Here is a 13,919-nt window from a genome sequence, read left to right on the forward strand (position 1 = left end):
CGCCGCCGCCCGCCATCGAGCAGAGTTTTACACCTAATTGGGGATAAAACAGCTGATGGCCGGGGGCGGGGTGGCCTTGATTGGCATTACCCTCGTGCCGCTGCTGTCCGGTCTATTCGGCTAATCAGGCAGCTCGTTTGCTTCCCATAAATCCACGGAGGGTGCCGCTTTCTGGCGGCATCCTCCCGAAAGGAGGGCAACCCTATGGATTTCTTATGGGATAAGATCACGGAATGGCTGAAAGAAATGCTCATCGGCGGTATCGTGAGCAATCTGTCCGGGATGTTCGATGCAACCAATCAAAAGGTTGCCGAGATCTCCGGTCAGGTGGGCTTATCGCCGCAGGCATGGAACGGCAGCATTTTCAGCATGATACAAAACCTGTCGGAAACCGTGATCGTCCCCATCGCAGGCGCAATTCTCGCCTTTGTGATGACGCTGGAGCTGATCCAGCTCATTACCGACAAAAATAACCTCAACGACATGGACACATGGATATTCTTCAAGTGGGCGTTCAAGTCCGCTGCCGCTGTCCTGATCGTAACAAACACATGGACGATTGTGATGGGCGTGTTCGATGCCGCCCAAAGCGTCGTTGCCAGCGCCTCCGGGCTGATTATCGGCGACACCAGCATCAACATTTCAAGCGTCATGGTGGGCATTGAGGATCGGCTGATGGAAATGGAACTGGGGCCGCTCTTCGGCCTATGGTTCCAGTCGCTGTTTGTTGGCATTACCATGTGGGCGCTGACCATCTGCATTTTCATTATCACATTCGGAAGAATGATTGAAATATATCTCGTCACCTCTGTTGCCCCAATTCCGATGGCGACCATGATGGGCAAGGAATGGGGCGGCATGGGACAGAACTACATCCGTTCCCTGCTGGCGCTGGGCTTCCAAGCATTTCTCATCATCGTCTGCGTTGCCATCTACGCCGTTCTGGTGCAGAACATCGCGCTTGTGGATGACATCATCTACGCCATCTGGACTTGCATGGGCTACACGGTGCTGCTGTGCTTCTGCCTGTTCAAAACGAGCAGCCTTGCCAAGTCCGTGTTCAATGCACATTAACGGGGGTGATACTATGCTGACACTCACGCCCGTCGCGCTCGCAACAGCGAACGCATTTGTCAATGCGCATCACCGGCACCATAAGGCAACTGCTGGGCATAAGTTTTCCATCGGCTGTGCCAAGGATGGAGAGCTTGTTGGCGTTGCAATCGTAGGCCGTCCGGTAAGCCGGTATCTGGATGATGGCTGGACATTGGAGGTCAATCGTCTTTGTACCACCGGCGAGAGAAACGCTTGCAGTATTCTCTATGCCGCATCTGCGCGGGCGGCAAAGGCAATGGGATACCGCAAGATCATCACCTATACGCTGGATAGCGAGAATGGCAGCAGCCTCCGCGCCGCTGGCTGGAGCTGTGCAGGCATGGCGGGCGGCAAATGCTGGACAGGCAGCCGCAAGCCCGCCTCCGCTTTGTACCCGGCGCAGATGAAACTTCGATATGAAAAGCTCTTGTAAAGGGGGATTTCTATGGCCTATGTCAACGTCCCAAAGGACTTAACCAAAGTTAAGACCAAGGTATTATTCAACCTCACGAAACGGCAGCTTATCTGCTTCGGAAGCGGCGCACTCATCGGCGTACCGCTTTTCTTCTTGCTCAAGGGCAGCATCGGCACCAGCCCCGCCGCCATGGTGATGATGGTGGTGATGATCCCGGCTATGCTGTTCGCCATGTATGAAAAGAACGGTCAGCCGTTGGAGGTCGTCATCCGCAACATCTACCGCGTGTGTTTCCAGAGGCCGAAGCAGCGCCCGTATAAGACCAACAATTTCTATGCCGTTTTGGAGCGGCAAAACCAGTTAGACCGGGAGGTGTATCAAATTGTCCGAAAAGAAAAAGCTGACCCGCGCCGAACGAAAACAGATCGAAGCCGCCATCGCAAGAGCGAACCGAACGGATAAGAAAGAAAAATCGGCGCAGGACAGCATCCCGTATCAGCGTATGTGGCCGGACGGTATTTGCCGTGTGACCGACACGCGCTACACCAAAACGATCCAGTATCAGGACATCAACTACCAGCTCTCGCAGAACGAGGACAAGACCGCCATCTTTGAAGCGTGGTGCGATTTTCTGAACTACTTTGACAGCTCCGTGCAATTCCAGCTTTCCTTTGTGAACCTCTCGGCTTCACAGGAAACCTTTGCACGGAGCATTTCTATTCCGCCCTGCGGGGACGAGTTTGACGGCATCCGCGCCGAGTACGCCGGTATGCTGCAAAATCAGCTTGCCCGCGGCAACAACGGCCTCATTAAGACCAAGTATCTCACGTTCGGCGTTGAGGCCGACAACCTCCGCGCTGCCAAGCCCCGTTTGGAGCGCATCGAAACCGATCTTCTGAACAACTTCAAGCGGCTTGGTGTTGTGGCTGCGCCGCTGAACGGCTATGAGCGTCTGCGCGTCATGCACGATATTCTGCGGATGGATGAGCAGGAGCCGTTCCGTTTCTCTTGGGACTGGCTTGCCCCCTCCGGCCTGTCCACCAAGGACTTTATTGCCCCCAGCTCCTTTGAGTTCAAAACCGGCAGAATGTTCCGCATGGGCAAAAAGCTGGGCGCTGTCAGCTTCGTGCAGATTCTGGCACCGGAACTGAACGACCGGATGCTGGCGGATTTTCTGGATATGGAGAGCAGCGTCCTCGTCAACCTCCATGTGCAGTCTGTGGATCAGGTCAACGCCATCAAGACCGTCAAGCGCAAGATCACCGATCTGGACAAATCCAAAATCGAAGAACAGAAAAAAGCCGTCCGCGCCGGGTACGATATGGACATCATTCCAAGCGACCTTGCTACCTACGGCGCAGAGGCCAAAAAGCTGTTGCAGGATTTGCAGTCCCGCAACGAGCGAATGTTCCTGCTGACCTTCCTCATTCTCAACACAGCGGACACGCCCCGGCAGCTCGACAACAACATCTTCCAGACCTCCAGCATCGCGCAGAAATATAACTGCGCGCTGACCCGGCTGGACTTCCAGCAGGAAGAAGGGCTGATGAGCAGCCTCCCGCTGGGCTTGAACCAGATTGAGATTCAGCGGGGCTTGACTACATCCAGCGTGGCAATCTTCGTCCCTTTTACCACGCAGGAGCTATTTCAGAACGGTTCAGAGGCGCTGTACTACGGCATCAACGCCCTGTCCAACAACCTTATCATGGTAGACCGGAAGCTGTTGAAAAATCCCAACGGCCTGATTTTGGGCACTCCCGGCAGCGGCAAGTCGTTTTCGGCAAAACGTGAGATCACCAATGCGTTTCTCATCTGCCCCAAAGACGACATCATCATCTGTGACCCGGAGGGCGAATATACACCGCTGGTGGAGCGTTTGCACGGTCAGGTCATTAAGCTGTCGCCCACCGGCAAGGGCTACGACGGTTCGCCCTGCTACATCAATCCGATGGACTTGAATCTGGATTACAGCGACGATGATAACCCGCTGAGCCTGAAATCCGACTTCATTTTGTCTCTGTGTGAGCTGATCGTCGGCGGCAAGGACGGGCTTGCCCCTGTGGAAAAGACCATCATCGACCGCTGCGTTCGCATCGTCTACCGGGACTACCTCAATGACCCGAAGCCGGAGAATATGCCGCTGTTGGAGGACTTGTATAACGCCCTCCGTGCGCAGGATGAAAAGGAAGCGCAGTACATCGCCACTGCTTTGGAAATCTACGTCACCGGCTCTCTGAATGTGTTCAACCATCACACGAACGTGGATGTGAATAGCCGCATCGTCTGCTACGACATCAAGGAGCTGGGCAAGCAGCTCAAAAAAATCGGGATGCTGGTGGTGCAGGATCAGGTCTGGAACCGTGTGACCATCAACCGCGCCGCCCATAAAACGACCCGCTACTATCTTGACGAGTTCCATCTTCTTTTGAAGGAGGAACAGACGGCTTCGTACAGTGTCGAAATCTGGAAACGCTATCGCAAATGGGGCGGCATCCCCACCGGGATCACGCAAAATGTCAAAGACCTGTTATCCAGCCGCGAGGTTGAGAACATTTTTGAGAACAGCGATTTCATCTATATGCTCAATCAGGCCGCTGGCGACCGGCAGATTCTCGCAAAGCAGCTCAACATTTCGCCGCATCAGCTTTCTTATGTGACCCACTCCGGCGAGGGCGAGGGGCTGCTGTTCTACGGCAACACGATCCTGCCCTTCATTGACCACTTCCCCAAGGACACCGAGCTGTACCGCGTCATGACCACCAAGCCGCAAGAGGTGGCGTCGGCATGAAAAGAGAACCGCGTTTACAGTTTTCCGACGCCGATCTTGCCGAGCCGAAGCTGGAAAAGCCCATCAAGCGGGTGAAAAAAGCGGAGGCCAAGGCGGATAAGGCACAGGCGAAAATCCCCAAGAAAACCGTGGTCAAAAAGGAACGCGGCTTTGATCCTGCCACCGGCAAGGTCAAAACGCAGCTCCGTTTTGAGGAAGTGGATAAGAAAAAGCCGCCCTCAAAGCTGACCCATGCCGTGCGGGATGCCCCCGCCAACTTTGTTCTCTCTCAGGTTCATCGGGAGGTGCGGCAGAGCGAGGATGACAATGTAGGCGTAGAGGCCGCGCACAAGGTAGAGCAAGCCGTGGAGAGCGGCGGGCGGCTGGTGCAGTCTGCCCACCGCGCCCATCAGCTCAAGCCTTATCGTGCTGCCATCCGTGCAGAGAAAAAGCTGGAACGAGCCAATCTTGACGCGCTCCAGAAGAAAGCAGAGATCGACAGCCCCACCAGCAATCCCGTTTCCAAGTGGCAGCAGAAGCAGGCCATCAAAAAGCAGTATGCCGCTGCCAAGCACAATCAGACGGCGCAGACTACGGCAAAGGCGGCAGAGAATACCGCCAAGGCCGCGAAAAAAGCCGCTGAAAAGGCTGAGAAAGCGGGCAAATATGTGTGGGAACACCGGCGCGGCTTTGCCATTGCCGCCGCAATTCTGCTGATGCTGGCATTTCTGCTCAACGGCCTGTCCTCCTGCTCGGTGATAATGGATGGCGTCGGCTCCGGGATCGTGGCCAGTACCTATCCGTCGCAGGACGCCGATATGCTGGGTGCGGAGGCGCAGTATTGCGCGATGGAGGCAGAGCTTCAGCGCTACCTCGACACCTATGAAAGTACCCATGACTACGATGAGTACCACTTTGATCTGGACACCATCGAGCATGACCCCTATGTACTCATTTCCATGATTACGGCGCTGCATCAAGGGGAATGGACGCTGGATGAGGTGCAGGGTACGCTCCAGATGCTCTTTGACCGCCAGTACATCTTGACCGAGGATGTGGTGGTGGAAACCCGCTACCGCACAGAAACCGACACATGGACGGACGCGGACGGCAACACCCATACGGACACCTATCAGGTGCCGTATGACTACTACATCTGCACGGTCACGCTGGAAAACTTCAATCTCTCCCATGTTCCCGTTTACATTATGAGCGAAGAACAGCTCGGAATGTACGCCACCTATATGTCCACCCTCGGCAACCGTCCCGACCTGTTCCCCAGTTCAGGCTACATCGGCAAGTATGTGGAGGGTAGCTATACCGACTACGACATTCCCCCGGAGGCGCTGGACGATGAGGTATTCGCCGCCATCATCAAGGAAGCGGAAAAGTATCTCGGCTACCCCTACGTTTGGGGCGGCAGCAGCCCCTCTACCTCATTTGACTGTTCGGGCTTCGTCAGTTGGGTCATCAATCATTCCGGTTGGGATGTGGGCAGGCTGGGAGCGCAGGGGCTTTGCAACATCTGCACGCCTGTATCCTCTGCCAACGTCAAACCGGGCGATCTGGTGTTTTTCACCGGAACGTATGATACCCCCGGTGTCAGCCATGTGGGTATCTACGTCGGCAACAATATGATGATCCACTGCGGAGATCCGATCTCTTATGCAAACTTAAATTCAAACTATTGGCAGTCCCATTTCTACCGCTATGGGCGCTTGCCGTAAAGGAGAGTGAACGATATGAACCCGAAAATTATGAAGCTCCGTGGAGAGCTGGAGAAGAACAAAGGCAAAATCTCCGATCTGCAAGGCCGCAACCGCGAGCTGGAAAAGCAGATTCGTGAGCTGGAGGACACCGACATCATCGGCATGGTGCGTGAGAACGGCATGACGATGGAGCAGTTTGCCGAGCTGTTCCGCCGTATGCAGGCCGCGCCTGCACCGGCCACTTCGGAAAAGGAGGCGTTGAACCATGACTAAGAAAGCACCGCGCATTTTTATCAGCCTGCTGCTGATACTCCTGTGTATCGGGATTCTCCCCGTTTCCGCTTTTGCCAGCAGCGGCGACTATCCCGATGATACGCTGCCTGCTGCCGAAAGCAGCGCCGCAGACACGCAGGAAACAAAACAGACCGGCACGGTCACGACCAACGGCGGCAACTTGAATGTCCGCACTGGCGCAGGACTGGACAACACCGCGTTTACGCAGCTCCCCAACGGCACGGTGGTCGATGTGATTGGCAGGGACGGCGATTGGGTAAAAATCCTGCTGCCCGCCCGCGCGGGCTATGTGTACGGCAGCTATCTGACCGTCACCGACGCCGCTGACAGTACCGCGAGCATCGGCAGCATGACGGGCGGCAGCGATGCGCTGACACCGGACGGCAATCTGACGCTGATCGACGATATTGGCTCCAGCACCAAGGCAGGAAAACAGTTCATTACGCTGGAAAGCAAGAACGGCAATACATTTTACCTGATTATTGACCGTGACGATGAGGGCGAAGAAACCGTCCACTTCTTGAATCAGGTGGATGAGGCCGACCTGATGGCGCTGACCGGCGAGGAAGAAACGCCCGCCACTTGCTCCTGCACCACCAAATGCGTGGCCGGTGCGGTCAATACATCCTGCCCCGTCTGCGCGGTCAACATGACCGAGTGCGTGGGCAAGGAGGCAAAGCCCGAAGTCCCCGCTGAGCCGACAGAACCCGCCGCCGAGGAACCGGAGAAAAAGAGCGGCGTGGGCGGCATCCTCGTCGTCCTGCTGATCGTCGCGCTGGGCGGTGGTGCCGCGTTCTACATTTTCAAGCAGAAAAAGGCCAAGCCGCAGACCAAGGGCAGCGCCGATCTGGACGATTATGACTACGGCGAGGACGAATACGAGTTTGAGCCGTATGAGGACGAACCGGAACAGGATACTACGGAGGATACGAACGTATGAGATATTTCACCAATAATCCGCTGGAACGCCTGATGATGCAGAAGCCGAAAGCAGTGCGGGAGGACAGCCCTCCCGACGCTGCCAAGGAACACTTCTGCTACGGCTGCAAGCGCTTCGGACAGAGCTGCGTTCGCCCCTGCTACCGTGACGTAAAGAGAATGGAGGCTGCACCATGCGCCTTGTGATCGCCGAAAAACCCTCCGTGGCGCAGAGCATCGCCGCCGTGCTGGGTGCAAAATCACGGCATGACGGGTATCTGGAGGGCGGCGGGTACATCGTGTCGTGGTGCTTCGGGCATCTGGCAGAGCTGGCCGACGCCGCCGTTTACAATGCCGATGATGCCAAATGGACGCTGGCGGCGCTGCCCATCATTCCTACCTCGTTCCGCTTCATCGTCCGCTCTGAAAAGCAGAAGCAGTTTGATATTCTGCGGGAGCTGATGCGCCGGGAGGATATGACCGAGGTGGTCAACGCCTGCGACGCTGGACGCGAGGGTGAGCTGATCTTCCGCACGGTTTACTGCCTTGCGGGATGCTCCAAGCCGATTCTGCGGCTTTGGATTTCCTCAATGGAGGATGATGCCATCCGCAGCGGCTTCCAGCAGCTTAAATCCGGGCGTGACTATGACGGCCTGCATCAATCCGCCCTCTGCCGCGCCAAGGCTGATTGGCTGGTTGGTATCAACGCCACGCGGTATTTCTCCCTGACGTATGGCCGCACATTGAACATCGGGCGCGTCATGTCGCCCACGCTGGCGCTGCTGGTACAGCGCGAGGCGGAGATCTCCGCATTTGCGGCAGAACCGTTCTACACCGTCCAGCTCGATTGCGGCTTTCCCGCCACGACAGGCCGAATGAAGGACAGGAAGGACGCCGACGCCATCGCCAACGCCTGCAAGGGCAAGGCAGTAACCGTCAAAAGCGTGGAGCGCAAGGAAAAGTCTGAGAAAGCGCCCGCGCTCTACGATTTGACCTCCCTCCAGCGCGACGCCAACCGCGTTCTCGGCTACACCTCTCAGCAGACCCTCGACTATCTCCAAGCCCTCTATGAAAAGAAGCTCTGTACCTACCCGCGCACCGACAGCCGCTTCCTGACCGACGATATGGAGGGCAGCGTCCCCGGCCTTGTTGCCGCTGCTGCCGCTGTCTGCGGCACGGAGAAGCCGCCGACCATCTGCGCCAAGCAGGTATGCAGCAGCCAAAAAGTCACCGATCACCACGCTATCGTCCCCACCATCAGCGTGGAAAAGGTAGATATGGCCTCTCTGCCGCTGGGCGAACGCGAGGTGCTGAAGCTGGCGGCAAGGGGCTTGCTTCGTGCGGTGGATGAACCCCACCGCTATGCAGAAACGCTCATTACGGTGGACTGTGCCGGTCAGAGCTTCACCGCCAAGGGCAAAACCGTTCTTGCTCCTGGCTGGAAGCGCTATGAGCAGGAGCAGACGGAGGCAGCGCCCGCGCTGCCGGTGGTAACGGATAATCAGACGCTTTCCGTATCTGCCGCGTCGGTCAAGACCGGAAAAACCACGCCGCCCAAGCATTTCACCGATGTGATATTTTGTGAGCGTAAGGAGTGGATAGGAATTGAAGAAAGGAGTTCAGCATGAGAAGAAAAAAAGATAGAAGCAATGGCATTACTGCTTTGTATGAAAGACTGTCTCGTGATGATGATAATGCTGGAGAGAGTAACAGTATAGTTCATCAAAAGCAAATGCTTGAAGATTATGCTATGAAACATGGTTTTACGAATCTTGTTCATTTTACCGATGATGGTTGGAGTGGAGCGACTTTTGACAGACCTTCATGGAACAGACTTGTTGAAGGTGTTAAAAACGGAGAAATCACTGCCTGTATCTGCAAAGATATGTCCAGAATCGGCAGAGATCATCTGCAAGTAGGTTTTTTCACTGACATTCTGTTTAGAGAAAAGGAAGTTCGATTTATAGCAATCAATAATGGTATTGACAGTGACCGTCAAGAAACCAGTGAGTTTGCCCCTTTTCTGAATATCATGAATGAGTGGTTTGTCAGGGACACAAGTAAGAAAATTAAAGCTGTACTGAAATCCAGAGGTTCTTCCGGCAACGCTCATACAAGTAATATCCCACCATACGGCTATTTGAAAGACCCCGAAAACCCCGACCATTGGATTATTGATGAAGAAGCTGCTGAAGTAGTCCGCAGAATTTATCGCATGACTATTGAGGGAAAAGGACCTTATCAGATAGCAAGAGAACTTTCAGAAGAAAAAATTGAAAGACCATCTTATTATCTTGGCAAAAAGGGACTTGGAAATCATGCAAGCAACTATGACAAAGAAAATCCGTATATGTGGCGAGGAAATCAGGTTACTACTCTGATTGCCCGACCAGAGTATATCGGAAAGACTGTCAATTTCAGGACATTCAAAAATTCCTATAAGGACAAAAAGACGAAAAGGGCAGATAAGGAAGATTGGGTGGTTTTTGATGATACACAAGAGCCTATTGTCGATGAAGAAACATGGCTGCTTGCTCAAAAGTTAAGACAGAATGTAAGAAAAGCAGATCCTATGGGCGAGCCTAATGTTCTGACCGGAAAGATTTACTGTGCTGATTGTGGTGCGCCGATGTATAATCACAGGCAGCGGAAAGGGCGAGAAAGAATATACTATACTGCCAAAGGCGAAAAAAGGACAAGTTATTCCAATCCGGCAGATTGTTATGAATGTTCCACATATAATCTTGCTTATCAGAAGTATGACCGACATTGTACTTGCCACCATATTTCAACAAAAGCACTTAAAAGCATCATTCTGAAAACCATACAGGAGACTTGCCATTATGTTTCTTTGAATGAGCGGGAGTTTGTTTATTCTCTGCAAGAAGAATCGGCGATGAAAGATATTGCTGTTTCTGAAACTGTAAAAAACCGCATTGAAAGAAATCAGAAGCGAGTTCACGAACTGGATATGCTTATCAGGAAAATCTATGAAGATAATGTGATTGGAAGATTGCCGGACAGACTTTTTCAGAGTATGCTTACTGATTATGAAAATGAGCAGAACGAGCTGAACAAGATTATTGAGACTGACACCGCTGATATGCAACGGATTATAGGCGGTCAAAATAATGTGGAGCGTTTTCTAAAGCTGGTTAAAAAGTATGAGAACATTACAGAACTTACTCCTGCCATGATAAATGAATTTATCGACAAAATACTGGTTCACGAGCCACAAGGAAAAGGTGCAGACCGCACCACAGAGGTGGAGATATATCTTAACTATGTCGGGCAATTTCAAGTACCTGTGGAGCAGCATGAACCAACCGAGGAAGAAAGGATTGCTGCTGAAAAAGAGGCGGAACGACTTCGCAGAAAACGAGAATCCAATCGTAAGTATATGAAAAAGATTCGTGAGAAATCAAAAGAATTTGCGGAGCATGAGCGTATAGCAGAAGAAAAAAGCTCTGATAGCAATGTGTGTGTTGAACAGAACGCCACAAGCAAATCAAATCGGCAAAAAGTGAAAGGAGAAAAAATAGCATGACAGAATTGAAACTACGAATCCATGACGAAAGCAACGGTCTGGACTATGTTCTTGTGGGTGATTACTATGTGCCGGACTTGAAGCTACCGGAGGAACACCGCCCTATCGGTATGTGGGGCAGACTGCACAGGACATATTTGGAGCAGTACCGCCCTGCAAGGTTCTCTGCCCTCTGTTTATCCGGCGAACTGCATACTTACCTTGCTGATCTGAACGAACAGGCAACGGAAAGGTGCAGCCTTATCATTGAGCAGATGAAACAAGCCGAGGGCGTGACCGAAACCATGAAAGCAGACAATCAGATGTTGTGGGTACAGTCCATGAACTCTATCCGTAACCGAGCCGAAGAAATCATCAGACAGGAAATGATTTACTGCTGATTTTATCAAGTCCAAAACCAACAAATTTGTATCGTAAACGAAGCGACAGGTATTTCCTTATGAAGTGTCTGTCGCTTTTCATTTATCAAACTTTAAGGAGGAAAACACAATGAAGATGAACCGGAATGAAATGGAAGCCCTTTATGCCTTTGGCTGTCCGAACCTGAAAGCAACTGTCGAGCGTTTGCGTATGGTAGCTGCCCTTGCACCCGATCCAGTGGCGAAGAAGCTGTTTTATATGCTTTCCGTCAAGCTGAGTGCTGAGGGTGTTGAAAGGTGGTATCGCTGCTTTTACTGCAAGCTGCGTGTGTTGAAAAACCATAGGGAGGGCTGCTATGACGAGACTGACGAAGATTGAGAAAGAAACAATCGTTCTCTTTAATGAGGGCGAGGACAAGGCAAATATCTACACCCACAACGCCGGATTGAAAAAGAGGTTGGCTGCTTTTGCTAAGAAGTACCCTGACCTTTGCCGACTGGAAAAATCCAATGTTCAAGGCGGTGTTTCTTATGAGCTGGCAAAGTCCCGTCTGTCTATCCGTTTCCTGCCGCCTTACAGTGAGGAACGCAGACAGAAAGCCAGTGAATATGCGAAAAAGCATGGGCTGAACAGCCAGCAGGGATACTGTGATAATCAGGGCTGATATGCGGTTAAAATGTCAGGTGCAAACCTGATGTTTTGACCGTTGCCTATCGCCTGTGAGGAAAGTATCGGAGACTATAAATTTTACGGAAATGTGCGTTACAAGGTTTGAACAGGAACTCTGTACACAAAATTTTTTCTTCCATTCTTTAAGTTGATGAAGTATAATGAGATATGAAAAATTGAGGTTTTTAATACTCGATTTCAAATAATCATTTTTATATAGCTGGAACTATGGAGGGCAAAAAATGAATGATTTTTTACGAATGTGTTTGAATATAATTACACAAATAGGCCCCTATTTAGTTGTACTTCTTCTTTTGAAATATCTTGTAAATCTTCAACAAAAGAGAGCTAAAGAACGAGAGGAAGAACAGAAAAAGGGAATAATTAGAACGCATTATACAATAAAAACAGAGAAATTCCTTGTCGTGGCATTTATCGTAGGTACAATATTTTTTGCTTGTTGTACGGCTATGAGTCTTAGGGAAAAAGAAGATATGTTTGTCATTTGTATATTTGGAATATTTTTTTTAGTAGGCATAAGCGGAATAGTCAATATGGTAATGTGGAAACTGGAAGTGAACGGAGATGAAATCACATGGCGGTCAACTTTTGGAAAAAAGAGAACTTTTCGTTTTGGGGATATTACCTACTGCGAGAGAAAAAAAGGTTCTGTGCGTGTATATGTAAATGGGGAAAAGCTATTTACCATTGATAGTAATATCGATAAAGAAGAATTTATGGAAGATATAGAGAGAAGAAGAATCCCTGTAAAATCTTACTGGACAAATCAGCATAAGAAGAATCGTAAATGACATAGATTTTATAACAGTACGATGTTAGACAACTGAATATGACCGTCAAAGTCGGATGAAGAAACCGATGTATTGAGCGTAAAGCGATCATGCGTCGGTTTTTCTTATTTCATGAGCTGACAGAATTCCGACTGTATATCGCCTGTGAGGAAAGTATCGGAGACTATGGATTTTGCGGAAATGTGCGTTATAGGTAAGTAAAAAACTACTTGATAGAGCGTGAATTGAATTGTTCATATCGGTATGATATAATTTACTGAAATGAAGCAAGAAGGTGGACTTTTGTATGAAAAAATTTTTGAAAATATTGCTAATCATTGTAGGAATAGTTTTTTTGATTTTTGCAGCGCTGATATGTATTGGACTGTTTGTTGATTATGATGACCATATTGAAAATGGTCGTTATACTTATGTTCCGGAAGATGACAATAAAGACAATGCATATGTCGAATTCAATTTGAGTGATTACGATAAAAAGGATTCTGAACTCATATATTATAGTTCTGTCGAAGAAGCTATTTTGAATTCTCCTTTGAATGCTGAAAATGAAGAATTTTCTGTTCCAGAAGATTTTCTTAATCATGTTGATGAAATATTGCATATATGGAATGGCAAACAGTATGATACTATTTTCTATCGGGCAGGAAGTGATAACGATCCCGTTCAAGGTTTTGTGATTGCACGCTGCAAAAAAAAGATAGAAAATGAAAGTACACAATATGCGTTTGTAAATGCTACACCAGCTACCACTACACCAGATACCACTTATGGGGGAGACTTCAAAAAATTTATCCATTTATCTTTAACAATAAGTGATATTCAACAAGACTTAAATCCAAATTATCCGGATACCAGATTCGTTTTTGGCTATGCACATGATAAAGAAATTTACTCATTAGAAGTAGAAGGTCAAAAGCCAGATGGGATTATAGAATATGAAGAATATGGTAGAACGATGTATATGTGGTATTATAACGATTTGAAAAGCAATAAAAGAGGCGATTGTCTGAGCTACTCAGTAGATGTGCCAGAGTAATTTTTCAAATTGGCTAATCTGCCACAACTGAATATGACCGTCAAGGTCAGATGAAGAAACCGATGTATTGAGCGTAAAGCGATCATGCGTCGGTTTTTCTTTTTGCAAAATAGTCCGGTGGACTGTTTTGTAAAACCGAAGGAACTGACAGAGCTTGGGATGGGGTGAAGTCAGTTTGTTCGGGCGGGAGTACAGAGGGTGCAACCCTTTGTGCATGGGTACAGGGAATGCAATACCCCTGTGCAGGTCAAGGGCGGCAGCCTTGCCCAGTTAAGTGGCGCTTCGCCACTTAATACT

Annotated in this window: 14 protein-coding genes and 2 pseudogenes; all 16 read left to right on the top strand. The window is 50.2% G+C overall.

Going from position 1 to position 13,919, the window contains the following annotated elements:
- Positions 1 to 40 precede the first annotated feature (40 nt).
- Positions 41 to 124, top strand: a pseudogene (locus KI236_RS01275) (Maff2 family mobile element protein); the annotation flags it as partial.
- 80 nt (positions 125 to 204) lie between these two features.
- The gene (locus tag KI236_RS01280; protein WP_021633196.1) at positions 205 to 1,074 is read left to right on the top strand and encodes a VirB6/TrbL-like conjugal transfer protein, CD1112 family; all 870 of its coding nucleotides are present in this window, start codon (positions 205 to 207) and stop codon (positions 1,072 to 1,074) included.
- Between the two features lie 13 nt (positions 1,075 to 1,087).
- A complete protein-coding gene (locus tag KI236_RS01285; RefSeq protein WP_044927047.1) occupies positions 1,088 to 1,528 on the top strand; it encodes an XF1762 family protein in 441 nt (146 codons plus the stop codon).
- 12 nt (positions 1,529 to 1,540) lie between these two features.
- Positions 1,541 to 1,972 carry a PrgI family protein gene (locus tag KI236_RS01290; protein WP_007883202.1) on the top strand — a complete coding sequence of 144 codons (432 nt, stop codon included), beginning with the start codon at positions 1,541 to 1,543 and terminating at the stop codon, positions 1,970 to 1,972.
- Positions 1,893 to 4,298 (top strand): VirB4-like conjugal transfer ATPase, CD1110 family, encoded by a 2,406-nt coding sequence (locus KI236_RS01295; RefSeq protein ID WP_212818625.1) that lies wholly within the window; start codon positions 1,893 to 1,895, stop codon positions 4,296 to 4,298. Before KI236_RS01290 ends, KI236_RS01295 begins: the two co-directional genes overlap by 80 nt.
- Complete coding sequence (locus KI236_RS01300) at positions 4,295 to 6,004, top strand: C40 family peptidase (protein ID WP_212818627.1); 1,710 nt, start codon at positions 4,295 to 4,297, stop codon at positions 6,002 to 6,004. The genes KI236_RS01295 and KI236_RS01300 overlap by 4 nt, the downstream gene beginning before the upstream one ends.
- A gap of 15 nt (positions 6,005 to 6,019) precedes the next feature.
- Entirely contained in the window at positions 6,020 to 6,259 is a 240-nt protein-coding gene (locus KI236_RS01305; RefSeq protein ID WP_007883194.1) for a DUF4315 family protein, read from the top strand.
- The gene (locus KI236_RS01310; RefSeq protein WP_212818629.1) at positions 6,252 to 7,220 is read left to right on the top strand and encodes a CD1107 family mobile element protein; all 969 of its coding nucleotides are present in this window, start codon (positions 6,252 to 6,254) and stop codon (positions 7,218 to 7,220) included. The genes KI236_RS01305 and KI236_RS01310 overlap by 8 nt, the downstream gene beginning before the upstream one ends.
- Positions 7,217 to 7,405 (top strand): hypothetical protein, encoded by a 189-nt coding sequence (locus KI236_RS01315; protein WP_212818632.1) that lies wholly within the window; start codon positions 7,217 to 7,219, stop codon positions 7,403 to 7,405. Before KI236_RS01310 ends, KI236_RS01315 begins: the two co-directional genes overlap by 4 nt.
- Positions 7,393 to 8,811, top strand: a pseudogene (locus KI236_RS01320) (DNA topoisomerase); the annotation flags it as partial. The gene KI236_RS01315 and the pseudogene KI236_RS01320, both read left to right, overlap by 13 nt.
- Positions 8,812 to 8,822: 11 nt before the next feature.
- Positions 8,823 to 10,745: a recombinase family protein gene (locus tag KI236_RS01325; RefSeq protein WP_173738886.1), complete on the top strand. Its 1,923-nt coding sequence runs from the start codon at positions 8,823 to 8,825 to the stop codon at positions 10,743 to 10,745.
- Positions 10,742 to 11,125 (top strand): TnpV protein, encoded by a 384-nt coding sequence (locus KI236_RS01330; RefSeq protein WP_008371551.1) that lies wholly within the window; start codon positions 10,742 to 10,744, stop codon positions 11,123 to 11,125. The genes KI236_RS01325 and KI236_RS01330 overlap by 4 nt, the downstream gene beginning before the upstream one ends.
- Before the next feature lie 109 nt (positions 11,126 to 11,234).
- Positions 11,235 to 11,483, top strand: a complete 249-nt coding sequence (locus KI236_RS01335) for a hypothetical protein (protein WP_005930789.1) — start codon at positions 11,235 to 11,237, stop codon at positions 11,481 to 11,483.
- A complete protein-coding gene (locus KI236_RS01340; RefSeq protein WP_117992063.1) occupies positions 11,461 to 11,769 on the top strand; it encodes a molecular chaperone in 309 nt (102 codons plus the stop codon). Before KI236_RS01335 ends, KI236_RS01340 begins: the two co-directional genes overlap by 23 nt.
- Before the next feature lie 247 nt (positions 11,770 to 12,016).
- Positions 12,017 to 12,586 (top strand): DUF6560 family protein, encoded by a 570-nt coding sequence (locus KI236_RS01345; RefSeq protein WP_117962074.1) that lies wholly within the window; start codon positions 12,017 to 12,019, stop codon positions 12,584 to 12,586.
- A 286-nt stretch (positions 12,587 to 12,872) separates the two neighbouring features.
- On the top strand, positions 12,873 to 13,622 hold the full coding sequence (locus tag KI236_RS01350; RefSeq protein WP_008371563.1) for a hypothetical protein: 750 nt from the start codon (positions 12,873 to 12,875) through the stop codon (positions 13,620 to 13,622).
- The last annotated feature ends 297 nt before the right edge of the window (positions 13,623 to 13,919 follow it).

This window comes from Vescimonas fastidiosa, assembly GCF_018326305.1.
Classification (GTDB): Bacteria; Bacillota; Clostridia; order Oscillospirales; family Oscillospiraceae; genus Vescimonas; species Vescimonas fastidiosa.